Here is a 21,682-nt window from a genome sequence, read left to right as displayed (position 1 = left end):
TACGTTGATTCCTCCCGTATCGATAACTGCCGATGAGCAACCTTCGAACTGTATCAGGATGTCCGAGACGAATGGCGATGGCAACTGGTTCACGACAACGGCAACATCATCGCGGATAGTGGCGAAGGATACAAACGACAGGTGACGGCGAAAAACGGTATCGAAAGCGTACAGGAGAACGCCTCGAATAGCGAAATCGAGATTCTGGAGTAATCACTCGTAACCGACACGTGGGTCGAGAACGGCGTAGGCGATGTCCTGGATGAGGTTTCCAGCCAGCCCGATGAAAATGGGTATCATCGTCGTTGCCAGGATGAGACCCGGATCCCTCGCTTTGATCGCATTGAACGTGAGGGTGCCGAACCCGGGCAATCCGAACACCATTTCTACCACGAGTATCGTGATGAATAGGATGGTCGCGGTCTCCGCGAAAAACAACGAAACGAGTGGCAATGCGGCGTTACGGAGGACGTGACGCCCAACGTCGCATGCGCTGGCACCGTTCGAGTGAAGGGTCTTCACGAACTCTGCGGGAACGTACTCCAACGATGTCGAGCGTGTGTACCGAATTTGAACTGCGAGAAGGTTGGTCATAACGACCAGCAGCGGGAATGCGAGGAACGGGAAGTTTTGTGGCGTCCACAGTCCGAATCGGGGATCCCACATGGCTTGTAACCAACCCAGTCGTTCGAGGGCGACGATATCGGAAGTTTTCGACGGTTTGCGAGCGCGAATCCCCCGAGGAGCAGGCCACTGCCCCCGGGCATCCGGCGGCGTGTCACCTGCACGATTCGGTGGCGGAGGTCGAGGAATGGGATTGGGTTTCGGTCGATTGAATCGACAGCGTAGCCGTGACTTTCTTCGGCAGTCGCGAAGCCTATGCTGATTGCTGCCGTCTATCCATGTGTAGGGAGCAAGTTACGATGGTTACTGCATACGTTCTCATCAAAGCGAATGTACCGTCAGTGGAACGAATACGTGATACAATAACGGAACTCGATGGTGTCGTTACCGCCAACATTGTCGCCGGGGATGTCGATATCATCGCAAAAATCGACGTTGACACGCCCGCGAACGTCAGAGAAACCGTCACGTCCGGTATTCTGACGATTCACGGGGTCGAAAGCACTCACACCTACATGGCGATGGAGTGAACCATTTCGGTGTGGGACGCATCTCCGCGTCGCCCTCGTTATCTCCGTCTTCGACCCGTTTGCGTCATCGGCGACTGATTTCTCGGCTGCCCGTACCGACGCGGTGTCGTAGCCGGTTGTTTCGACGACTCCCGAGTCGATGTGCGCTGACGACGGGGTGGCCGTCCGAGCGCGCGTTCCACGGACGAAACTCGGTCGGATACACGCTGGTCACGGCCCCGGATGTCGTCGATTTCCACAGACGTGATGACTCGTCCGCCGGGAGTGGCTCCATGTGCCGCCTTGAGTGCGTCGAACAGTTCATCGGCCGTCTCTGCCTCGATGATGGTATCGGTTGCGGTCGTTTCGTATCCGACGTCGTAGCCGTCGAGTGCGGAAATCGCTTGAGCAATCGAATCTGACAGTCGCTCTTCCCCCACCGGTACGACTTCGAGTCGTGCGATTGCGGTCATCTGTCTTCCCCCATCACCGTTCGTCAGTCAGCGGCTACTGCTTTGTGGTAGGCAGAGTTCTAAGGCGGAGGCGGTCGAACGTTCGTCGGTGGGGGTAGAATGGCATCAGAACCGACGAAGGAGGCGGTGATACGAGAACTCGAACGAGCGTATCCGGGGCCGATTACCGAGCGGTCGCTGGTTTCGCTCGTTTCGGACGGCACACGAGAAACGGTCGAACGATCGCTCAGCGAGTTGGTCGTCGAAGGGCGTGTAGAACGGCGGCGAGAGAAGGGGATGACGAAATATCGGTTACGAGAGTGACTTTGTTTCCCGTTTCGACGAGCACGCGCTTCGCGGTGCTTACGGATTTGTTCGCGGGAAAATACGCCGGGACTGGGATTTGAACCCAGAATCCCATACGGGAACACGCTTTCCAGGCGTGCGCTTTGCCATTCGGCCATCCCGGCCTATCAATCCGTAACCGGGTGTGGTGTTTAAACCCTTCTGTTCTAATCGAGAACCCCATCGGCGACGTAGGTGAGAAGCATCGTACCGACCGCGACGAGAAGCGTCGTCCCGACTTTCAGTCCGATGGCGTACCGATACCCGGAGTAGAGTTCATACCCCTGTAAGAGAACGAGAAACGCGAGGACGCCGACGACGCCCCACAGCAAACTCGCCTTGACGCGGGGATTCACGCTTACTCGGTGCTGGCGATGGCTTCGATTTCGACACCGACGCCTTTCGGCAGGTTGGCGACTTCGACGGCGCTTCGGGCCGGTGGATTGTCTTGGAAGTACTCCTTGTAGGATTCGTTCATCTCGTCGAAATCCTCGATGTCGTCCATGAAGACGGTTACCTTCAGCACGTCCTGCATGGTCAGGCCTTCCTCTTCGAGGATACCTTTGACGTTCTCCAAACTCTGTCGGGTCTGCACGGCGATCTCCTCGTCATCGAGCAGGTTGCCGTCGGGTGTCATCGGAATCTGACCGGCAGTAAACAGGATGTTTCCGTTCGTGGTTGCCTGACTGTACGCGCCGACTGCCTCGGGGGCGTCCTGTGTGCTAATAACGCGCTTCATGTCGGTGTGTTCGCCCGCCAGAACTTAAACCTACGTCAAGAGGAGACGAAATGCAGTCGTCTCGAACCGGAAAATCGAGACGAATTGTAAGCAGAGTAGCAGTGTCGAAGACGGGATGAACTCAGACGAGCACTTCCACGTCGAAACCACTCTCACGGAGCGATTCAAGCAAGCTATCGACGTGTTCCGGGCCGCGAGTTTCGAGATCGAGTTCGACTTCCGTCGCGTTCATGGCGATGTCGCGGGAGGTTCGGTCGTGCTGGATGGCGTAGATGTTCGCCTGCGCCCCGGCGATAACGTCCAGCAGTTCGTGGAGCGACCCGGGACGGTCTTTGAGCACCGTCTTGATTTTCAGGTAGCGCCCCGTCTCGACCAGTCCGCGCATGATGACCGTGGTGAGGACGTTCATGTCGATGTTGCCGCCGCTCAGCACGGGGACGATGACCTCGTCCTCGTCGAAGTCGAACTTGCCTTCGAGAATCGCGGCGAGGGTAACCGCACCTGCCCCTTCCACCAGCGTCTTTCCGCGTTCGAGGAGATAGGCGAGGGCGACCGCAGTTTCCGAATCGGAGACGGTGACGACTTCGTCCACACGGGATTCGATGACGTCGAAATTCTTGTGACCGACGCTCCGGGTGGCGATTCCGTCCGCGATGGTGTCCACGCTATCGAGGGTCTGTACCGACCCCTTCTGGAGCGAATCGGCGACGCTCGATGCCCCTTCGGACTGCACGCCGACGATTCGAACGTCCGGATTGTGGCCCTTGATTGCGGTGGCGATGCCGCTGATGAGGCCACCGCCGCCGATGGGGACGACGACGGTATCAACGTCCGGCAAATCATCGATGATTTCGAGGCCGATGGTGCCTTGCCCGGCCATCACCTTCTCGTCGTCGAAGGCGTGAACGTAGGTTCGCCCCTCGGCGTCCTCGATTTCGTGGGCGCGTTCCGCGGCCTCGTCGTAATCTTCGCCGTAGAGGACAGTTTCGGCACCGTAGTTCTGGGTGGCCCGAACCTTCGAAATCGGAGCGTGTTCCGGCATGACGATTTTCGATTCCACGCCGCTTCGGGTGGCCGCAAGCGCGACCCCCTGTGCGTGGTTGCCCGCGCTGGCCGTGACGACGCCCGCCTCCTTTTCTTCCTCGGAGAGTGTCATGATGCGGTTCGTCGCGCCGCGAATCTTGAACGACCCCGTGCGCTGGAACGTCTCCAGTTTCAAGTGGACTTCCGCGCCCGTCATCCGAGAAAAGGTGTGCGAGTAGTCGAGCGGTGTGTGACGGGCCGTTTCGGCCACTCGCTTGCGGGCCGAAAGCACGTCTTCGAGTTCGAGCATGGTGGTCGGTAGTTTTTCGGGTCGCATTATGGTTTGGGAACGACCAGCGAATCCGGCGGCGGTTACGGTCTGAGAATCCGATTCCGAGTTACTATTGCAAAAACGGAGGCGATGAAGTATTGCGGTTCGTGGAAGAACCATCGTAATACGGTCTCGTCGCACGGAGGATGCGGTTTGTGCCAAGTAGTTCCAAACGGCATGGTTCCACCGAAATCAGAAATATTGTGTCGCCGTGACGAGTGAGTACAGAAACGCCTTTCTGCCCCCCACTCTGCCTACGAAATGATGCAGGTCTCCGAGGCGGTTCCCGAGTTCGCGGAGGCGTTCGCCTTCGATGAGTTCAACCGGATGCAGAGAGAGATGCTCCCAGCACTGCTCGACAGCAGGGAGAACGTGGTCGCCAGCGCGCCGACGGCGAGCGGCAAGACTGCCCTCGCCGAACTGGCGATTTGCAAGGCACTTCGCGACGGTGGCACCGCGCTGTTCATCGCGCCGATGCGCGCGCTGACGAACGAAAAGGAGACCGAATGGGAACGCTTCGAGGAACTCGGCTACTCGGTGTACGTCGTCACGGGCGAGCGCGATCTGAACCCGCGCCGGGCCGAACGCGCCGACATCCTCGTGATGACGCCGGAGAAAACCGACTCGGCGACCCGGAAACACGATTCTGCGCGCTACTCGTTCATTACTGATGTTGACTGCTGTGTCATCGACGAGGTTCACCTGCTCGATTCCGACAAGCGCGGGAGCGTCCTCGAAGTGACGATTTCGCGCCTTCGCCGCCTCTGCGAACCTCGAATCGTCGCGCTCTCCGCGACGATGCCGAACGTACGGGACGTGGCCAACTGGCTCGATGCCCCGCCGGAGACCATCTTCGAGTTCGGCGACGACTACCGCCCCGTGGATTTGCACGCCGACGTGAAGACCTACACCCACGGCGACAACTCCTTCGCGGACAAATATCGGCGACTCTACCGCGCTTTGGACCTCGCGGAACCGCACGTCCGTGAAGACGGGCAGGCGCTCGTGTTCGTCTCCTCCCGACAGGACACGGTGCAGGCCGCGAAGAAGACCCGCGACGAAATCGCCGAGCGCGACATTCCAATCGGCGCGCGGGGGGACTACGATTTCCATACCGAAACCCAAGACCTGCGGAACGACACCCTGCGAAACTCCGTCCTCGACGGCGTTGCCTTCCATCACGCCGGTCTGTCGAAAAACGACCGCGACATGGTCGAAGAGTGGTTCAAGGATGGGAAAATTCAAATCCTCTTTTCGACCTCCACGCTGGCTTGGGGAGTCAACCTCCCGGCCAGATGCGTCGTCCTGCGGGACACCAAACTCCACGACCCGCTCGAAGGCGAGGTGGACATGAGTCCGCTGGACGTGCTTCAGATGCTCGGACGGGCGGGCAGGCCGGGCTACGACGACGTGGGCTATGGTTGGATCGTCTGTGACTACGCGGACGCGGACAAATACCGGAAACTGCTCCGCGAGGGGAAGGAAATCGAGTCCTGTCTCGCGGAAGATCTCGATTCCCATCTGAACGCGGAAATCGCTATGGGTACCATCTCGGACTTGGACGACGTGATGTCGTGGCTCGAAACGACGTTCTACTACGTTCGAGCGCAGAGTAAACCCGACGAATACGATTTCGAAAACGTCCGCGAACGCGTCCGGAACACGCTCAAACGCCTCGTCTCCCGTGGATTCGTGGAACGAGGCGACGACCTCAGCATCGACGGAACGCCCCTCGCCATGCTGACTTCGAAGTTCTACCTCGACCTCGATACGGCGGAGCGATTCCGCAGACTTGCCAAGCAAGAGACTATCGACACGCCAGCCATCCTCGAAGCGGTCGCCGGTGCTGCCGAGTTCGACAGCGTGAACGCTCGCCAGTCCGAACGCGACGCGATCAACTCCGTGCTCGTCGGCCAGGATTCGGGCGATTTGGAGGGTGGCGGACGCAAAGTACTCGCCATCCTTCGCGCCAGCATGACCGGTTCGACGCCGGGTGAACTGCGAAGCGACGCGTGGGTTATCCAGCAGAACGCGGTTCGACTGCTCGCCGCGCTCCGCGCGTTTTTGAAACGGCTCGACCGCCCGATGGCCGCGAATCTCGCGACCCGTGTCGAAGCGCGACTCGAAAACGGCGTCGGCGAGAGTGCTGTCGGTCTCACCGCCATCGACGGTGTCGGTGCTGGTCGGGCAAGCAAACTGGCCAAGGAAGGACTGGAAACACCCGCCGACGTGTGCAGGGTTGGCGTCGATGGCCTCATCGAGGCCGGACTCACCGAGGGCGTCGCGGAGCAGGTCGTCGAAAGTGCCTCCGAACTGCCCGACGTGGAAATCGAATGGGGCAACTTCCCCAAACGAATCGCTCGTGGGGAAAACGACATGCGGGAAGTCACCCTCGAAAATCGCGGACAGGGCGAGCAGGCAGTCGTCGAAGTCACCGTAAATGGCATCGAGATGACGACGAAATCGACGTATCTCGATAGCGACGCGACGGTTCCGGTCGGCGTCTTCGGCGGCATCGACGACGAGATGGAGTTCGTGATTCGGGTCGCATTCCCCGACCTGCCACTCGTGCCGATAACTGATTCCCGGACGGTACAGGTCGAGTGAGCCGAAAAGTTAGCTTACCGCCGGTCAGTTGAGCAGTTCTTCGCGCAGTTCGGCAGGCGACGTGACGACCACATCCGCCGCGGAGAGGTCGAGTTCTTTTGCACCGTTTGGATAGCCGATGCAGTAGGCCCCCGCGCGGGCCGCCGATTCGATGCCGTGTTCCGAATCCTCGACTGCGGCACATTCGTCCGCGTGTTTGTCGAGGAGACCTGCGGCGTATTCGTAAATCGCGGGTTCCGGTTTCCCCGGGGCATCGATATCCTCGGCGCTGACGACTTCCGCGAAGTCGAGGTCGAAGCGGTCGAGAACGATTTCTATCCAGTGGTGCGGAGAGGAGGAGACGAGGGCGATTTCGGTTCCGTTTTCGCGCAGGTCGGCGAGCAAGTCGTGAAACCCGTTCATCAGGGAGACGTGTTCACCGTAGAGTTGCTGTGCGGCCTCGTCGTAGATGGCGATGAATTCCTCTTTCGTCGCCGTCGTCTCGTACTCCGAATCGAGGTAGTCGTAGATTTCGCGGTAGTTCATCCCCGTTATTTCGTCGGCCTCTACGTCCGCTTCGAGTACTTGGGGGAATATAGTCTCCTCTTCGAGTTCGACCCAGAAGTCCTCCGAGTTCACGATGACGCCGTCCATGTCGAACAGCACCGCGTTCATTGATTTCGCATCCATTTTTCAGTACTTCACGCGTCTCGGTCAAAGACCTTCGCCCGAACGTTTAAATCCGAAACCGCGGCCAGTTCGGGCCATGACCGACACGATTCGCGTGTTCGCCGGCGACTGGCAGAAATGAGACAAAAACCGGTTATTACCCATTGAATAGCGCCGACAGTACCCTCTCGGAAGTTCGAACGAATTTCCGTGCGCGAACTGCTCAGCCAGCGAACAAAAAGATGGCAGTTTACCACTTCCACTACATCACCAATCAGCCTGACGTGACTACTCAGTCCAATACTACCAGTTTCTCGTCCAGCATGTCGGACAGCACCTCACGGGCGTGGCCGTCGGGGTCAACGCCGCTGTAAACGGCCTGCACGTCGCCATCCGCGAGGACGAACGTAGTTCTCGCCGTGAAATCGTTCTCGACTTCGACGCCAAAGGCATCCGCAATCTCGCCGTCGGGGTCGGCCAGCAGGTCAAATTCGAGGTCGAACTTCTCCGCGAAGGCGTCGTGACTTTCCACGTCGTCGGTTGAGACACCGTACACCGTCGCACCAGCGTCATAGTACGTCTCTAGTTCTGCGTTGAACTGCTTCGCCTCGACGGTACAGCCCGGTGTGTCGTCACGCGGGTAAAAGTAGACGACTGTCGGGGATTCGAAATCGGGCGAGACGGTCTCGCCGTGCTGGTTTGTCGCGGTCACGTCGGGTGCATCGTCGCCTTCCTCGAGCGTCATAGTCGGCGATAGCGCCCGAAGTGACAAGCCGTTTGTGGTCGGCTACGACGCGGTTGTTGTTAGTTGACGTCGATGCTGTGCGATTCGTCGTTTCCGCCGAGTTTCGGAAGTTTCACCGTCAGCACGCCGTTTCGGTACTCCGCAGAGACGTTCGATTCGTCCACTGGGTCGGGAAGCGAGATGGTTCGACTCATCGACCGCTGGCTGCGTTCTTGACGCAGATACTCCTCATCTCCTTCTTCGATTTCCGATTCGTGCTCCGCTGCGATTCGAAGGCGGTTGTCCCGAAGCGTGATGTCGATGTCGTCCTTCTCGAACCCCGGTAAATCGGCGGTGACGAGGAACTGGTCGCCTTGGTCGGCCACATCGACCGATATCGGGCCAGCCTTCCAGCCCATCTCACCGCCACCGAACTGGCCGCCCATCTCTTCGAACTGGCGGCCCATGCGTTCGAACATCTCTTCGAGTTCGTCGAATGGATTCCTACGTCTGGCCATAGTCTCTCACCAGAAATCGATTCGACGTGCTAACTCTTAAAAATTCACGCCGACCTGAACGTTCCCCACTGACATCAATCCGACCCGAACAGGACGTGTTCGGAGTCGTACGAGCCGATTTTTCGCACCCAGCCGTTTTCGGCGAGCGCCTCGACTTCGGCGACTGCTTCTTCGGCACGTTCCTCGTAGAGACCGGCTTCGAAGTCCAGATGAAACACGTAGTCACCGAGTCGCTCTCCGCTCGGGCGTGATTCGACGCGTGTGAGGTTGATGTCACGCTCGGCGAACGGTTCGAGGAGCGAGAGCAAGAGTCCGGGATGATTCGCGCTGGGATAGACGACGAGCGACGTTTTGCCGCCCGCACGTGAGCGCTCGCTCGCCGGTGCGACGACGAAAAACCGCGTCGCGTTCGACGTTCGTTCCTGGATATCCTCGGCGAGAACAGTCAATTCCTCCGCATTATCCGGATGGGCAATCGCCGCCACCGATGTGTCGGCGCGGGCGCGTTCGACGCCGCGAGCAGTGCTGGCAACCGCCTCCCGTTTCGCGTCCGGATACTCGGTTTCGAGGTAGGCCCGACACTGCGCGAGTGCCTGGGCGTGGCTGGCGACCGTCTCGAAGTCGGAGTGTTGTGCCATCAGCGCATGACGAATCGGGGTCACGAGTTCGCGAACGACAGCGATGTCGTTCTCGGCGAGCGCGTCGAGCGTTCCCGTGACGCTTCCCTCGATGCTATTCTCGATTGGCACGACACCGCGAGGATATTCCCCATCGGCGACCGCTTCCACGATGGTGGTGACCGACTCGCGGAATACGACGTCGTCCGCGACTGCGCGGGCGGCGCGGTGCGAGTAGGTTCCTGCCGGACCGAGTGTGACTGCCTGCATGCAGGGAAATCTCTGTTCGGAGGGCAAAAGCGCGTCGGGGGTGGCAAATCACGCGTGTTCTCTGGAGGCCGTTCGGTCGACCAATTTGTAAAATCGCCCCTCGTCGCCGTCGAGCGTCTCGTCGTTGGATGTTCTCTCCTGGTAGGCGAACGCAAAATCACCGGATTCGAACGCTTCGAACCACTCGTGCCACGAAATAGACGTGCCGTCGATCGTGCTATCGCCGTCCTCGTCGTCCGAAAACTGAATCCGGGGAATGGTGATGCCTCTCTCCGCCTTTGCTTCCACGGCAGGATTGCCGCCGCGCTCCTCAGCCCACTGCCTGATAGTCCGGTGGTCCGTCGTCACTCGACCGTGTTTCGTATCGAGGTTGGTATCCGTCATATGCTCCGAGTGTTGTTTCGTTCGTGAAACTCGCGCCTGAACGTGATGCTTGCGAACGCAGGCAGACGGGGTCACGGGAAATCGGTGAATCTCCGACGCGACGCTCGTCTCGCTCGTTTTTCCAACCTGTCACGGTACGAAAGCACGGGACGGCGGTCGGATTTAAGACGAAGAACGACGAGTTATCACCCATGGTGAGTAACTCTGGCGAGCGACCGGACGAGGAGACCGACGTGGACAAAGTCGAGCTCGGGCAGCCAATTCACGACGAGGACGGGAACAAACTGGGTACCATCCGTGGCTTCGATGAGGACGGGTTTTACGTCACGATACGAGAAGGCTACGAAGCCCTTTCCATCGGCCACGCTCGCGCAGGCCACGACTTCGGCGAAGCGGAGCTGATGTGGCGCTGTTCGAACTGCGGCGAAATGGGCGACTTGAATGACAACTTCCCGAACAGGTGTCCGAACTGCGACGTCCCAAAAGAGGATATCTACTACTGGACGGAAGACTGAGTTTTTCACCCTTCACTCCCTCGGTCGGGTATGGATATCGTCGTGTTCGGTGCCGGAAGTCTCGGGAGCCTCATCGGTGGCCTGCTCGGCCGCGAGCACAGGGTAACGCTCGTTGCTCGCAACCCACACGCGAGCGAAGTTCGTTCCTCCGGCCTCGCCGTCGAGGGCGAGTTCGACTTTCGAGTTCACCCGGACGCGACCGATGACGGGCGCGAACTACGGGCCGACTGCGTCATCGTGACCGTCAAGGCGTTTCAGACGGAAACTGCGGCGCGAGTGTTGGCGACCGGTGAGTTCGACGCCGTGCTCTCGCTCCAGAACGGGATGGGAAACGAGGAACTCCTCGCCGAACATCTCGATTGCCCGATTCTTGCCGGAACCGCAAGCTACGGGGCGGTGCTGACGGAACCCGGAGTCGTCGAATGCACCGGAATCGGCGAGGTCGTTCTCGGATCGCAAGCGGGCGGCCGCTCCGACTCGGCACGGCGAATCGGAGACGCTTTCATCACTGCCGGAATCGAGACGGAAATCGTGTACGACATGCCACGCAGACTGTGGGAAAAGCTCGCCGTGAACGCCGGTATCAACCCCACGACTGCCCTCTCGCGGGTGAAAAACGGTGCCGTGCTGTCGGGAACTGCCCACGAAATCGCGACGGCCGCGGCCCGCGAAACCGCGCACGTTGCTCGGGCAGCGGGTGTCGAACTACCCGTCGAGGAGGCGGTTTCGGCAGTCGAGACGGTCGCGTCCGCGACCATCTCGAACACGTCCTCGATGCGCCAAGATATGGAGGCAGGTCGCCGAACCGAAATCGACGCGATAAACGGGTTCGTCGTCGCCCGTGGACGCGAACACGATATCGAAACGCCGGTAAATCGGACGCTCAGCGGACTCGTCAAAACGTGGGAACACTCGAACGTGTGAAAGCGGGGGACAGCTGGAATTTCACGACCGCATGATAACGAACAGTGACGCGAGCCCGCCAACGACGAGCACGAACCAGTAGCTCGCGAACCGATAGATGAGCGTGGCCGCGACGGCCGCACCCGTGGGAATCGCAGGGACGAGTCCGACGATGAGAACGACCAAAGCCGCCTCGACTCCCGCCAATCCACCCGGCGTCGGCGTCAATCCGGCCAGCGTGCTTGCTGGAACGATAAACAGCACGAGCACCAATCCGAGTGGCAGTCCGAGCGACCGCCCAGCGAAGTACAGCGGGAGGGCGAAAAATATCCACCCGGTGTATGAGAAGAGGAGCGCGAACAGCAGTTCGCGTGGTTCGTCCGCGATTCGCTCCAGCGATTCGTAGAACCGGTCGATTCGCTTCCGAACGCTTTCGACGGTCAGCCGAGACGTTCGGCTGGCGAAGGGGGTTACGAGGCCGAGAACGATGTCCTCGACGCGGTCACGGTATCGCCACCCGGCGTAGGCGATCGCCGGAACGCCGAACGCCAATATGACGAGACCCTGTGCGAGCGTTTTCGCGTTGTCCGGAAGCGATGCTCTGAGGAGTAGGTAGCTCAGACCGAGTGCGGCAAAGTTGAAAAACGGCAGGAGGTTGAGCAGGTCTGCCGTCACGACGCTGGCAAGGCTATCCTCGTAGTTCGCTTCCGTATCCCGTGACAGGATGTAGGCGATGAACGGTTCACCGCCCGCCTGTCCGAGAGGCGTAATGTAGTTCGCGAAGGTGGCCGCGAAGTAAGTAACGACGAGGCGTTTGAACTTCACTTCGATGTCGAGTACCGCGAGGACGATCTGCCACGCCTTGCCCCACGCGGCCAGTCCGACGATCGTCGAAGCGCAGGCTATCCAGACCCACGTGTAATCCGCCCCCTCCAGGGCGTCAATTACGCGTCGCCATCCGGCGACGACGACCAACAAATAAAGCAAGACGCCTGCGACGACGAATCCTGCAAGTAGCTTCCCAGTGCCGAAGCGTTCAGACAGTCCTGCGGACAGCGCCTTCCCGCCGTCCGGTGCCGACTCGTCAGTCACGTTAGTCTATGTAACCGAGGTCTTGCAATCGGTCTTTTGCGTCGTCGTTCATGTCGCCCAACACGTCGTCGTCCGAGACTTCCTTCCACTCGCCCCCAACGCTTTCTTCGAAGTCCGAGAGCGCCGCTTCGAGTTCGACTTCCTCCTCGCTTTCCTCGCCGCGGGCGTTATGGAGTTCGTCGGGGTCTTCGTCCAAGTGGTAGAACTCGTCCGCGATACGCTCGTTGCGGATGTACTTGGCGTCGGGACGGCGGGCCGACCGCATCCGGGAGTAAAAGCGCGAATCCTTGTCGAGGGTGATGTTCGCGCGCTTTGCCTTCTCTTCGAGCTGTTTCAACTCGACGACGGGGCGGTAGTACTCCACGAACGCACACTCGCCGTCGCCCGGTACGTCCTCGGCGAACGAACGGTAATCTGCGTTGAGAATCGACCGCGCTTCGTCGAGTGGTCGGGTCGAGCGCGACCCAGAAACGCCAGCATGGTCGAGAACGGTGTGATAGAGGTCGATGAGTTCGACCTGCTGGTCGCTCACGTCGGCATCCAGTTCCGGATGTTTGACCATCAGCGGGACGTTGATGAGCGGGTCGTAGATACAGAACTCGTGGCCGTACAGGTTGTGTTCGTCGTGGAGTTCGCCGTGGTCGGCACAGATGACGACCATCGTATCGTCCCACTCGTCGTTCTCCTGCATCCACGAGAACAGTCGCTGGAGTTGGTCGTCGATGTGGCGGATTTCCGCATCGTAGAGGCCGCGAATCGCGTCCCATTCCTTGTCGCTGATGTCGCGTGCACCGCAGTTGAACTCCTTCGAGTTCTGGCACACCTTGGTCGAATCGACGTTCGGCGCGAACTGCTGTCGGTACTCCTTCGGCGGGTGGTACGGCAGGTGCGCGTCCATCAGGTTGATGAACGAGAAGTACGGGCCATCGGAGTTGTCGATGAACTCGATGGTTTGGTCGATGACCTGCGGCGTCTTCGAATCCGCGCCCTCGCCGCTTGCGAGATACTCGTGTGCCACGTTGCCGAGGCTGACGAGTTTGTCCGCGACGGTGCGGAGTTTCTCATTGTCGTTCATCATCTTCCACGCCTTGGCCATCGGACCGGAGAGGAAGTCGCCAGGCATCACTTCGAAGAAGTTGTCCTGGTCGTCGAATCCATCGGTGAGATGGGTGTACGGCGTAATCCACGCGTTCGAAGAGTAACAAGACGTGTCGTATCCGGCGGCGGAGAGTGTTTCTGCGAGCGTCGTCGCACCCTCAAGATAGGGGTTTTCCTGACTCGCACCGTGTTCGCTGGGGTACATTCCGGTAAACAGCGAAGCGTGAACCGGCAGAGTCCAGGGGGCGGGAGCAACGGCCTGCTCGAAGACGGTCGCATCCTCCGCGAACCGTTCGAGGCCCGGCGTCGTCGGTTTGTCGTATCCGTAGACGGAGAGGTGGTCTTTGCGCACCGTATCCATCACAACGAATACCACGTTCTGCGCCGTGGCGTCGTCGTTCGTCATACTGTCGCCTGCTACAGCGTCCGATGGGATAAATATCGTGATTCTGTGCGTGGAACCGGCCAAAAACTAAAAATACTGCCGTCAGAACGGTGCCTGTGGACCTTCGTCGTCGTCGCCGTCGTCGCTGGTTTCGCCGGGGAAGGATGGATTCATACCGCCACCACCGCCGCCCATGCCGGTGTCGGCGTTGACCTTCTCGATTTCGGGAATCTCTTTGACCATTCGGCTCTTGATGGCCTGAATCGTCATCGGGGAGATGCCACAGCCACTACATGCGCCGCCGAGCATGATGGTGACTTCACCGGTTTCGCGGTCGATGTTCTGGATGGCAGCACTCCCACCGTGCATCTGAATCTGCGGGAAGTTGCGGCGCAGGAAGTTGCTGACCCGCTCTTCGAGGTCGTCGCCGTCTTCCTGAGTTTCGGTGCTCATGTGCCGAGGTATGGTTCCAGCATCCTTAGGCCTTTCCACTGCTCACAGGGCGAAATCGGCGACACTCGCCGGGTCTCCGCGCAGGTTGCCGTGAAGCCGATGGAAAGGATATGTCGGATTCACGAATCGTAGCGATCTCAATGAATCCACCGAAAATACTGCTCGAAACGGTCGAGTGATTCTTGGAAGGCGGCGTGAGCGAAGCACTCTCCGAGGGTGCCGAAGAGACCGCAGAACAGGCACTCGACCGCGAACGTTAGTCGTTCGATTGAAGTCCGAAGACACGACGCAGTTCGGACTCGATTCGTTCGACGTAGGTTTCCAGCACCGTTTCGAGCTTTTCATCATCGACGAGCACTCCCTGCACGCGGTCGGCGGGGTTATCGGGGAGGTCGATTCGGAACTCACCGTCTCCCTCGTAGAAGGGTTCGCTCTCGTTCAGCACCTGCTGGTCGATGGCGTGAATGAGTTCGGAGTCGTATCGTTCGTTCATGTAGTTGAAGGCGTTCTTGTACGCCCGCTGGAGTTCGTTGAAGTAGTGAACGTACTTGTCCTCGAACTTCTCGGGGTCGAACTCGGTCATGCCCGAAACGTGGAGAGGGGTGGGTAAAAATGGGACTGTTCGGAGACGGTTGGATGGCCCGCCAGCCGACAAGCAAGGGCATATATTCGACCCGCAACGAGAAACACACGACGCATCGAAACAGGGGTCTCGGTGACATAGAAACAATGGCTCGGCTTAGGTTCATTCGGCGTTGGATGACGGATCTCGACCAAGACTGGCAAGCAGTGCTCGTCGGCCTCTGTCTCCTCTGCTTCGTGCTGGCGGGCGGAACGATTCCGTGGTAAAACGATGAAAAACGGAAAAGAGCTCACTCTCGGCGTCCTCCTTCTCGTCGCAATCGGTGTGCTCGGACGAGCGATTTCCGTCGTCCTCCCGTTTTTCGACTACCTCATCGCCACGATACTCGTCGGCATCGTCGTCGGAAATACGGTCGGACAGCCGAGGTGGGCGAAAGCGGGAATCAGAACACACAAACTGTGGCTGGAAGCCGGAATCGTCGTGATGGGCGCGAGCGTCGCCTTCGACCGCGTGGTGGGTGCCGGGCCAACAATACTCGCATTTATCGTGGGAACTGTGGCAGTCGCCATCGTCACTGTCGAACTCCTCGCGCGCTACTGCTTCGGCATCACCGAAAAGACCGGGTCACTGCTCGCCGCCGGGTCGAGCATCTGCGGCGTGTCCGCAGTCGTCGCCGTCGCGGGCAGCATCGACGCTGATGAGCGGCAAATCGCCTACGCCGCCGGAACCGTTCTGCTGTTCGACACGCTAACGCTCATCACGTATCCGACAGTCGGTCACACACTCGGACTCTCGGATAGAATGTTCGGTATCTGGGCAGGATTGACCATGTTCAGTACCGGCCCGGTCACCGCAGTCGGATTCACCTTTTCGGAGACGGCAGGGGAATGGGCAGTGTTGGTCAAGCTGGCCAGAAACGCGCTCATCGGCCTCGCCGCAACGGGGTACGCGCTGTACTACCTGCGACGCAGCGACAGCGATGGGATATCGGCTGGAGAAACGAGCCATCTCTGGCGAACCTTCCCGAAGTTCGTCTTCGGCTTTCTATTTCTCATGATTCTCGCCAATATCGGTATCATCGATGCAACACACATTACCTCGCTAGAACACGCCTCGAACTGGCTGTTCATGCTCGCATTTGCCGGGTTAGGGTTGGAGCTCCGACTCGACGAACTGCGCTCGACCGGATTCGAACCGATTGCCGTCGTGTTGGTGAGTTTCGTCATCGTCAGTTCCACCGTGCTCGTGTTGCTCAGTATTATTCTATAGCCAAGGCTTCACCGCAGCAAATCCCGAGTAGGTGTTTTCATAGACCATCTGCCAACGCGTGACGAGCGCGGTGTCAGTCGAACCGGATGTGAAGGAAGGCCTTGTTTCGTATAGCAGTATGAAATATACCACGAGGAAAGTCGGGTTTTGATAGTACGAACCGAGACAGCGCCCGTGGCTTCGTTCCACGGGCGAGAGCCAATCCGTCCTGTGCAAATGGGTGTGAGTCGAAATTCGAGAACAAAATCCTCACTCAAACAGTATCGGATGGAAAGGCGGGTCTCGAAAAACCGGGACGATACCCGACCCCGCACCAACCGAGCCACGAAGCCCACCCGAAGCGAAGTCTTTAGGCGTGAAACCACGCTAGCCACGTCGGTCGATAACACCGCACATTCATTGCAATCTTTCGAGACAGCACACTCGCATCCATCGGTCGCGTCGGGACTCCCCACGAACCAGAACACGAAAGCGGATTCGGACAAGGAGTCCTGAGTGATTGTAGACCGACGGTTCAAAACCCGGGAGCTATCGGCCCTCAAAACGTGTTTTTCCGCAGCGTATGTGAACTCCAACCATACACTTCATAAACCACATGTCGCGATATCAAACCCAGGGGACTCGGAAACCCGAGCATAAAAATCGACAGAAACCTCCGACTACTCCAACTGTTTGCCGACGAGTTCGTCGGCGTGCGCGACGAACTCGGCTTCTGTGTCTTTCGGTACCGTCGCGCCAGCAGCCACGTTGTGGCCACCACCGTCACCGCCGACCGCGCGAGATGCCTCTTTCATCACGATAGAAAGGTCGAGACCCTTGCGCGTGAGTCCGGGTGTTCCACGTGCGGAGACTTTCACTTCTTCGTCGTTCTTCTCCGCAAAGGCGAAGATGGGCGTTCCGCGGTCGATACCGTCTGCACCGACCGCCATCCCGGCGACGATGCCGACGATGGTCTCGCGGACGCGGTCTTCGGCGTGGAACCACTGAACGTGTTCCTCCCGCGTGACACCCTCCGACTGTACCCAACTGATGGCTTCGGAAAGGTTCCGTCGATGGTTCGTCAAGAGCGTTCGTGCGCGCTCCAACGCCTCGTGGCGGTCACCGAGACACACGGCGAGGCCGACATCCGCTCGTTCATAGCGCGCCGTCGCGTTGAGGAGCGTCGAAAACTCGCTCACGTCACGGAGTTCGGTTCCCTCTTGTTCGGACGCGAGAATGTAGGAGGTACCGACCAGTCCGTCGATTTTCTTGGCGGGGACACCCTTCCGCATCGCGCGCTTGACCAGCGCGCTGGCGACGGTTTGGCGCTCGTCGTCGGTCAAATCGACCCACCGCCGCCAGTCGCCATCCTCCATCAGGTCGATACCGACGCCATCGAGGAATCGAAGAACACCGTTCTTGTTGTTCGAAATGCCTGGAATGTACACGTCAGTCGCGTACTCGAGCAGTTTGGGAAGCGGCCTGGTCTGTTTCCCGTACAGCGCGAGGTCGGTTCCGGTTTCGACGACGCCAGCCTCGATTCCCTCTTCGACGATGCCCGTGTTCGCACCGACGAGTTCGCCGTCCGAAATTTGCATGTCGCCAACGGCACCGACGACGGCGAGTGCCGCGAGGTCACGATTATCGGTGCTGTCGGATTCGAGTGCCCGCGCGAGGACGTAACTCGCACCGGCACCGGAGAGTTCCGACGACCCATCGAGGCCGAAAAGAAGCGGATTGAGATGGAATTCGGTGTCCGCATCCGCCGGTTGGTGATGGTCGGCGATGACGGGCGTGAACTCGCCCGCCGACTCGTGTTCGGCGATGATGTCCAGCTGTCCGCTCCCGAAATCAGTGAAGAGAACCGTGTCGTACTCCGTAGCAGCGATAGATGCGATTTCCTCCGCATCCAGTTGCTTGCTGAACACCGTCTCGAACGGAATTCCGGCACGGGAGAGCGCGGACGACGCAATCGCGGCGCTCGTCAGTCCATCTGCGTCGATATGAGAAGCAAGCAGAATCTCGTCCGTATCGCGTAATCTGTCCGCACAGGCCGTCGCACGCTCGCGTAGTTCCGGAACCGGGACACTCATCGGTACATCATTGTCTCGGCTTCTCGTTTAAACCTCCGCCTTGTCACCGAGATGTTCGACCGCTTCACGTGCTAATCGGTCAAACGACGCGGTTTGTGGAACCACATCGACGCGAATCCCGTGATTACGGGCTGTATCGTGTGTCGGGCCGCCAATCGCGCCAACGGTCATATCATCGAGATTCGTCATCGTTTCCTCTCGAACTCCCCGCTCTTTTGCGGCCTTCAAAAAATGCTCGACGGTGAGTGACGAGGTAAACAAGACGCCGTCGAGTTCACCCTTGGCGGCGAGTTCTGCGGACTCGCCCGACCCCTTCGGACAGACGAGTTCGTACAGGACGGTTTCGTGAACCGCTGCACCGGCATCCGCGAGACCATCGGTGAGAACGTCGCTCCCGTGATCGCTTCGAGCGACTTCGACGCGCTGTCCGTCCACGCGGTCTGCAAGTACGGCGACCAATCCGCGGGAGGAGAATTTCTCAGGGACGATGTCAACCTCGTAGCCGTATTTGCGGAGCGTTGCGGCGGTACCCTCGCCGATAGCACACACTGTGGCCTCACCGGGATTCCATCCGGCCTCGTGTGCGAGTTCGACGCCCGTTTTGCTCGTCAGGACGACGAAATCGGCGCGTCGTGGTTTCTTTCCGGTCGGTTGAACCGCGAGCATCGGGTCGGGAACCGGGTCTACATCGAGCAATTCGAGCAGTTCGACCGCGTTCTCTAGTCGCTCGTCGTCCGGGCGGAAGACGGCTATTTTCATTCTTCGTCCACTCCCATTTCTTTTCGCGCCGCAGCGATGAGGTCGCGGGCACCGCGGTCTGCGAGTTCGCTCGCGACCTTCTTTGCTCCCGTAACGTGCGTCTGAATCGGAATATCGCGTTTCAGCGAGACGTGCTCTGACCCGTCCTGACTGAACACCTGTACATCTACGTGGACGTTTTCACCTTGGATGATGGCGTGAACGCCAATCGGGGCGATACAACCACCGTTCAACTCGCGGAGAATCGTCCGTTCGACGGTCGTCTCGACCCGCGTCCGTGGATGGTCGAGAACCGTGTTGATGTCCCGCGAAAGTTCGTTGTCGAGCGTGGTGACTGCCAGCGCGCCCTGTCCGGGCGCAGGGACGAACTGGCTCTGGGGGAGTCGATCGTACTCGACATGGTGAGCGAGGCCACTTCGCTGGAGTCCCGCTTCGGCGAGAACGATTGCGTCGTACTCCGTCTCGATTTCGCGTTCGAGTGCTCGTCGTTGGATTTCGGTGAGGTCGTCGAACCACTCCTCGACTCGCTTATCGTACGGGAACTCGTAGCTGTCTTTCTTCCCGGTGTGTGCCTTGCGTTCTTTCTCTTCCTCGGTGCGCTCTTCGTGTTCCACCTGGAGCACCGGGGCGAGCAGTTTCTCGATTCGGGTATCGACGTTCCCGCGCAGCGGTTCGACCGTGAGGTCGGGGCGATGGTTCAACAACTGTGCCTTTCGACGAAGGCTGGACGTACCCACGACTGCACCCTCCCGAAGCGCGTCGATTGGCTTTCCGTCGGGCGTGATGAGCACGTCGTTCGCGCTCGCGCGCTCGGGGACGCCCGCGACGATGAGTTCGCTCGGATGCTCGGTCGGCATATCCTTCATCGAGTGAATCGCACCGTCCACCTCTTCATCCAGCACTTTCCGATCCAAATCACGGACGAATGCGCCCGTCTTGCCGAGTTCCGTGATGAGTGCATCGTCCAGTTGGTCACCCGTCGTCTCGACCTCGACCAGTTCGACCGAGAACCGGCGGTCTTCTAGTGCCGCCGTTACCTCCCCCGACTGTCGAATAGCGAGGTCTGAGCCTCGTGTGGCCAGCGTAACCTCCTTTCCGCGATTGCTCATATCCATCTCTGCGCACCGGACGTTAAAACCATCTTCGAACACCACCTTTTGCTGTGTTCGCGCGGCAGTGCCGCTCACTGGGAAAATCTGAACCAAAAGCACCGGAAGACGTTCCTGCTCACTGCGTTCCGCGGGCTGCGACTTCCGAGCCTTCCCTCGCTTCGCTCACGAAGACATTCCTCACCCCCTCCGGGGAATTCGTCGGCCCGCTCGTTCGTCGCTTCGCTCCTCACTCGCGGTGTCTCAAAATTGGCGTTCGGTTTTGATTGCTCAGAGGACCACGGGCTTTCCGGTGAATTGCTTCCTCTCTGGTGGGTGTGTCACCGGCAACAGCACGGTGGTCGATTCGCCGATTTCAGGATGCGCGGTGAAGACACGTGAGCCAGCGGTCGACGAAGGTGTTCGGACGCCCGGGGAGGGAAGGGGAGTACGAGGCAAGCGTTCTGCCTCGATTGCGAGCGAGGAGGGACGACCCGCGAGCGCGGACAGTCGTGCCAGCGGTCGGCACGACTGTCCGCATGCGGTTTTTGGAGCCAGCACGTCCTGCTGTGCTGTAGTTTTACAAGTTACTTCGTTGATGGTCTCCTGTGGATAATTCTCCGAGAACAGACCATCGAAAGCAGGGAAATCACTGACAATAACACAAAATCCGAATCGTCACGGAACACCAAGCTTCTCGTGGCGTTCCCGAAGATAGTACAGCGCGAGTGGAACGCTCAGGATGATTCCGGCGATGATGGCAAGCGAAAGGTCGATGGTCAGCACGCCAACCACGACTGCGGAGACGAGTCCAAACAATCCGGCGAGGGCGAAATTCCGACTCGATGGCTCCCACCCGGTTTCGGAACGGTTGATTGCGACCGTGTCCTGAAACACCGCGAGTGGCAGGATGGCGATGAGGATGGCAAAGGGAATTCCGACTGCGACCAACGAAACGACGGTTGCATGCGGAGTGGCGATGAGGAGACGAACGAGAAACGGCGGCGGAGAGTCGCCGACGAAACTGGGGTCTACCGACATGGCAAAGGCAACCCATGCGACGGTCACCAACCAGAAGGCGACGACGACGGGCACCGCCGCAATCCAGTACCACCAGCGCGACTCTACCCGGTCGCCGGAAAGTCGTGGACGTTTCATTATGCACCTGTTAGGACGGGGGGATAAAACGAATGTCGCCTGCGGAACACGGCGAGCATTGTGACGCTCGGTTCGCCACCGGTGGCGAGCACCGTACCGATGCCTGCGAAGGCCGCGACTGCGACTCCGATACCGACCGCGATGCTCACCGCCATGATGAGCAAGTAGACGCCAAACACCGGCACGTAGTGGTCTTTCCCTTCCGAGACGAGCGTTCCGAAGCGTGTCCGTCCGTCTATCGCCTCGTTTGCCATGCCGATGAGACCGGCTTGGAAAAACGGGGTGACGAATAGCAACAGAAGGCTGAGGACGAGTGAAAAGAGACCCACGAGAACCGAGTTGATGGATTGTGCAAGCAACTGTGGCAACTGAACAACCCCCAAGAGGGCAGTAGCCAACAGGATAATCGGGTTTCGGAGGACTGTTCGACCGGCAGTTCGGAGGGCATTAACGACGGCCATGGGCACATCTTCTCAACACAAAGTTATTAAATTCCGTAATACTTTGAGAGTCCGT

Annotated in this window: 28 protein-coding genes and 1 tRNA gene; 9 read left to right on the top strand and 20 right to left on the bottom strand. The window is 59.2% G+C overall.

Annotation, left to right across the window (positions count from 1 at the left end):
• Nucleotides 1–48: 48 nt before the first annotated feature.
• Complete coding sequence (locus ACN2TU_RS13925; protein WP_435156199.1) at nt 49–213, top strand: YegP family protein; 165 nt, start codon at nt 49–51, stop codon at nt 211–213.
• On the opposite strand, the gene ACN2TU_RS13920 is transcribed toward ACN2TU_RS13925, so the two are convergent.
• The gene (locus ACN2TU_RS13920; RefSeq protein ID WP_435156094.1) at nt 214–594 is read right to left on the bottom strand and encodes an ABC transporter permease subunit; all 381 of its coding nucleotides are present in this window, start codon (nt 592–594) and stop codon (nt 214–216) included. It lies immediately after the preceding gene.
• A gap of 38 nt (nt 595–632) precedes the next feature.
• On the opposite strand from ACN2TU_RS13920, the gene ACN2TU_RS13915 reads away from it, so the two are divergent.
• Together ACN2TU_RS13915 and ACN2TU_RS13910 are read left to right on the top strand one after the other, a co-directional pair.
• Nucleotides 633–836: a hypothetical protein gene (locus ACN2TU_RS13915; RefSeq protein ID WP_435156093.1), complete on the top strand. Its 204-nt coding sequence runs from the start codon at nt 633–635 to the stop codon at nt 834–836.
• Nucleotides 837–923: 87 nt separating this feature from the next.
• Nucleotides 924–1,154, top strand: a complete 231-nt coding sequence (locus ACN2TU_RS13910; RefSeq protein WP_435156091.1) for an Lrp/AsnC ligand binding domain-containing protein — start codon at nt 924–926, stop codon at nt 1,152–1,154.
• A 38-nt stretch (nt 1,155–1,192) separates the two neighbouring features.
• On the opposite strand, the gene ACN2TU_RS13905 is transcribed toward ACN2TU_RS13910, so the two are convergent.
• Entirely contained in the window at nt 1,193–1,606 is a 414-nt protein-coding gene (locus ACN2TU_RS13905) for a thiamine-binding protein (protein ID WP_435156090.1), read from the bottom strand.
• 99 nt (nt 1,607–1,705) lie between these two features.
• Here ACN2TU_RS13905 and ACN2TU_RS13900 point away from each other — a divergent pair, with 99 nt between their 5' ends.
• The gene (locus ACN2TU_RS13900; protein ID WP_435156089.1) at nt 1,706–1,909 is read left to right on the top strand and encodes a hypothetical protein; all 204 of its coding nucleotides are present in this window, start codon (nt 1,706–1,708) and stop codon (nt 1,907–1,909) included.
• Nucleotides 1,910–1,973: 64 nt separating this feature from the next.
• Here ACN2TU_RS13900 and ACN2TU_RS13895 read toward each other — a convergent pair.
• The 4 genes from ACN2TU_RS13895 to ilvA all read right to left on the bottom strand — a co-directional run bounded on the left by ACN2TU_RS13895 (nt 1,974) and on the right by ilvA (nt 4,002).
• Nucleotides 1,974–2,055, bottom strand: a tRNA-Ser gene (locus tag ACN2TU_RS13895).
• A gap of 42 nt (nt 2,056–2,097) precedes the next feature.
• The gene (locus tag ACN2TU_RS13890) at nt 2,098–2,286 is read right to left on the bottom strand and encodes a DUF7981 family protein (RefSeq protein WP_435156088.1); all 189 of its coding nucleotides are present in this window, start codon (nt 2,284–2,286) and stop codon (nt 2,098–2,100) included.
• Nucleotides 2,287–2,288: 2 nt separating this feature from the next.
• The gene (locus tag ACN2TU_RS13885; RefSeq protein ID WP_435156086.1) at nt 2,289–2,669 is read right to left on the bottom strand and encodes a Rid family detoxifying hydrolase; all 381 of its coding nucleotides are present in this window, start codon (nt 2,667–2,669) and stop codon (nt 2,289–2,291) included.
• A 121-nt stretch (nt 2,670–2,790) separates the two neighbouring features.
• Nucleotides 2,791–4,002, bottom strand: a complete 1,212-nt coding sequence (ilvA, locus tag ACN2TU_RS13880; RefSeq protein WP_435156197.1) for a threonine ammonia-lyase — start codon at nt 4,000–4,002, stop codon at nt 2,791–2,793.
• Between the two features lie 285 nt (nt 4,003–4,287).
• Here ilvA and ACN2TU_RS13875 point away from each other — a divergent pair, with 285 nt between their 5' ends.
• Nucleotides 4,288–6,630, top strand: a complete 2,343-nt coding sequence (locus ACN2TU_RS13875) for a DEAD/DEAH box helicase (protein ID WP_435156195.1) — start codon at nt 4,288–4,290, stop codon at nt 6,628–6,630.
• Nucleotides 6,631–6,654: 24 nt separating this feature from the next.
• Here the strand turns inward: ACN2TU_RS13875 and ACN2TU_RS13870 are convergent, their stop codons facing one another.
• The 5 genes from ACN2TU_RS13870 to ACN2TU_RS13850 all read right to left on the bottom strand — a co-directional run bounded on the left by ACN2TU_RS13870 (nt 6,655) and on the right by ACN2TU_RS13850 (nt 9,791).
• Nucleotides 6,655–7,299, bottom strand: a complete 645-nt coding sequence (locus tag ACN2TU_RS13870; RefSeq protein WP_435156084.1) for an HAD family hydrolase — start codon at nt 7,297–7,299, stop codon at nt 6,655–6,657.
• Nucleotides 7,300–7,570: 271 nt separating this feature from the next.
• Nucleotides 7,571–8,023 (bottom strand): peroxiredoxin, encoded by a 453-nt coding sequence (locus tag ACN2TU_RS13865; protein WP_435156082.1) that lies wholly within the window; start codon nt 8,021–8,023, stop codon nt 7,571–7,573.
• A 59-nt stretch (nt 8,024–8,082) separates the two neighbouring features.
• Nucleotides 8,083–8,520, bottom strand: a complete 438-nt coding sequence (hsp14, locus tag ACN2TU_RS13860) for an archaeal heat shock protein Hsp14 (RefSeq protein WP_435156080.1) — start codon at nt 8,518–8,520, stop codon at nt 8,083–8,085.
• A 74-nt stretch (nt 8,521–8,594) separates the two neighbouring features.
• Nucleotides 8,595–9,407, bottom strand: coding sequence for a prephenate dehydratase (gene pheA, locus ACN2TU_RS13855; RefSeq protein ID WP_435156079.1), 813 nt, complete (start codon nt 9,405–9,407; stop codon nt 8,595–8,597).
• Nucleotides 9,408–9,455: 48 nt separating this feature from the next.
• A complete protein-coding gene (locus ACN2TU_RS13850; protein ID WP_435156078.1) occupies nt 9,456–9,791 on the bottom strand; it encodes a hypothetical protein in 336 nt (111 codons plus the stop codon).
• Nucleotides 9,792–9,982: 191 nt separating this feature from the next.
• On the opposite strand from ACN2TU_RS13850, the gene ACN2TU_RS13845 reads away from it, so the two are divergent.
• Both ACN2TU_RS13845 and ACN2TU_RS13840 read left to right on the top strand, forming a co-directional pair.
• Nucleotides 9,983–10,306 (top strand): DUF7130 family rubredoxin-like protein, encoded by a 324-nt coding sequence (locus ACN2TU_RS13845; RefSeq protein ID WP_435156077.1) that lies wholly within the window; start codon nt 9,983–9,985, stop codon nt 10,304–10,306.
• A gap of 30 nt (nt 10,307–10,336) precedes the next feature.
• Nucleotides 10,337–11,230, top strand: a complete 894-nt coding sequence (locus tag ACN2TU_RS13840) for a ketopantoate reductase family protein (RefSeq protein ID WP_435156075.1) — start codon at nt 10,337–10,339, stop codon at nt 11,228–11,230.
• A gap of 21 nt (nt 11,231–11,251) precedes the next feature.
• On the opposite strand, the gene ACN2TU_RS13835 is transcribed toward ACN2TU_RS13840, so the two are convergent.
• The 4 genes from ACN2TU_RS13835 to ACN2TU_RS13820 all read right to left on the bottom strand — a co-directional run bounded on the left by ACN2TU_RS13835 (nt 11,252) and on the right by ACN2TU_RS13820 (nt 14,820).
• Nucleotides 11,252–12,301 (bottom strand): lysylphosphatidylglycerol synthase transmembrane domain-containing protein, encoded by a 1,050-nt coding sequence (locus ACN2TU_RS13835; protein ID WP_435156074.1) that lies wholly within the window; start codon nt 12,299–12,301, stop codon nt 11,252–11,254.
• A 1-nt stretch (nt 12,302) separates the two neighbouring features.
• Entirely contained in the window at nt 12,303–13,805 is a 1,503-nt protein-coding gene (locus ACN2TU_RS13830) for a sulfatase (RefSeq protein WP_435156073.1), read from the bottom strand.
• Between the two features lie 81 nt (nt 13,806–13,886).
• Entirely contained in the window at nt 13,887–14,237 is a 351-nt protein-coding gene (locus ACN2TU_RS13825) for a NifU family protein (protein ID WP_435156072.1), read from the bottom strand.
• 256 nt (nt 14,238–14,493) lie between these two features.
• Nucleotides 14,494–14,820, bottom strand: coding sequence for a DUF5783 family protein (locus tag ACN2TU_RS13820; RefSeq protein WP_435156071.1), 327 nt, complete (start codon nt 14,818–14,820; stop codon nt 14,494–14,496).
• 270 nt (nt 14,821–15,090) lie between these two features.
• Between ACN2TU_RS13820 and ACN2TU_RS13815 the strand changes: the two genes are divergently transcribed.
• Entirely contained in the window at nt 15,091–16,089 is a 999-nt protein-coding gene (locus ACN2TU_RS13815) for a YeiH family protein (RefSeq protein ID WP_435156069.1), read from the top strand.
• A 659-nt stretch (nt 16,090–16,748) separates the two neighbouring features.
• Here the strand turns inward: ACN2TU_RS13815 and ACN2TU_RS13810 are convergent.
• From ACN2TU_RS13810 to hemC, 3 genes are read right to left on the bottom strand one after another with little or no spacing between them, the layout of a single operon-like run.
• Nucleotides 16,749–18,161 carry a DHH family phosphoesterase gene (locus ACN2TU_RS13810; protein WP_435156068.1) on the bottom strand — a complete coding sequence of 471 codons (1,413 nt, stop codon included), beginning with the start codon at nt 18,159–18,161 and terminating at the stop codon, nt 16,749–16,751.
• Between the two features lie 27 nt (nt 18,162–18,188).
• A complete protein-coding gene (locus ACN2TU_RS13805; RefSeq protein WP_435156066.1) occupies nt 18,189–18,920 on the bottom strand; it encodes a uroporphyrinogen-III synthase in 732 nt (243 codons plus the stop codon).
• On the bottom strand, nt 18,917–20,029 hold the full coding sequence (gene hemC / locus ACN2TU_RS13800) for a hydroxymethylbilane synthase (RefSeq protein ID WP_435156065.1): 1,113 nt from the start codon (nt 20,027–20,029) through the stop codon (nt 18,917–18,919). Before hemC ends, ACN2TU_RS13805 begins: the two co-directional genes overlap by 4 nt.
• Nucleotides 20,030–20,406: 377 nt before the next feature.
• On the opposite strand from hemC, the gene ACN2TU_RS13795 reads away from it, so the two are divergent.
• Nucleotides 20,407–20,586 (top strand): hypothetical protein, encoded by a 180-nt coding sequence (locus ACN2TU_RS13795; protein ID WP_435156063.1) that lies wholly within the window; start codon nt 20,407–20,409, stop codon nt 20,584–20,586.
• 100 nt (nt 20,587–20,686) lie between these two features.
• On the opposite strand, the gene ACN2TU_RS13790 is transcribed toward ACN2TU_RS13795, so the two are convergent.
• Both ACN2TU_RS13790 and ACN2TU_RS13785 read right to left on the bottom strand, forming a co-directional pair.
• Nucleotides 20,687–21,166: a hypothetical protein gene (locus ACN2TU_RS13790; RefSeq protein ID WP_435156061.1), complete on the bottom strand. Its 480-nt coding sequence runs from the start codon at nt 21,164–21,166 to the stop codon at nt 20,687–20,689.
• Nucleotides 21,166–21,627 carry a DUF7847 domain-containing protein gene (locus tag ACN2TU_RS13785; protein WP_435156059.1) on the bottom strand — a complete coding sequence of 154 codons (462 nt, stop codon included), beginning with the start codon at nt 21,625–21,627 and terminating at the stop codon, nt 21,166–21,168. The genes ACN2TU_RS13790 and ACN2TU_RS13785 overlap by 1 nt, the downstream gene beginning before the upstream one ends.
• Nucleotides 21,628–21,682 lie beyond the last annotated feature (55 nt).

It is taken from the genome of Haladaptatus marinus (genome assembly GCF_051194195.1).
Note: the sequence above shows the minus strand (reverse complement) of the source record. Positions and strands in the feature narration are given on the sequence as shown.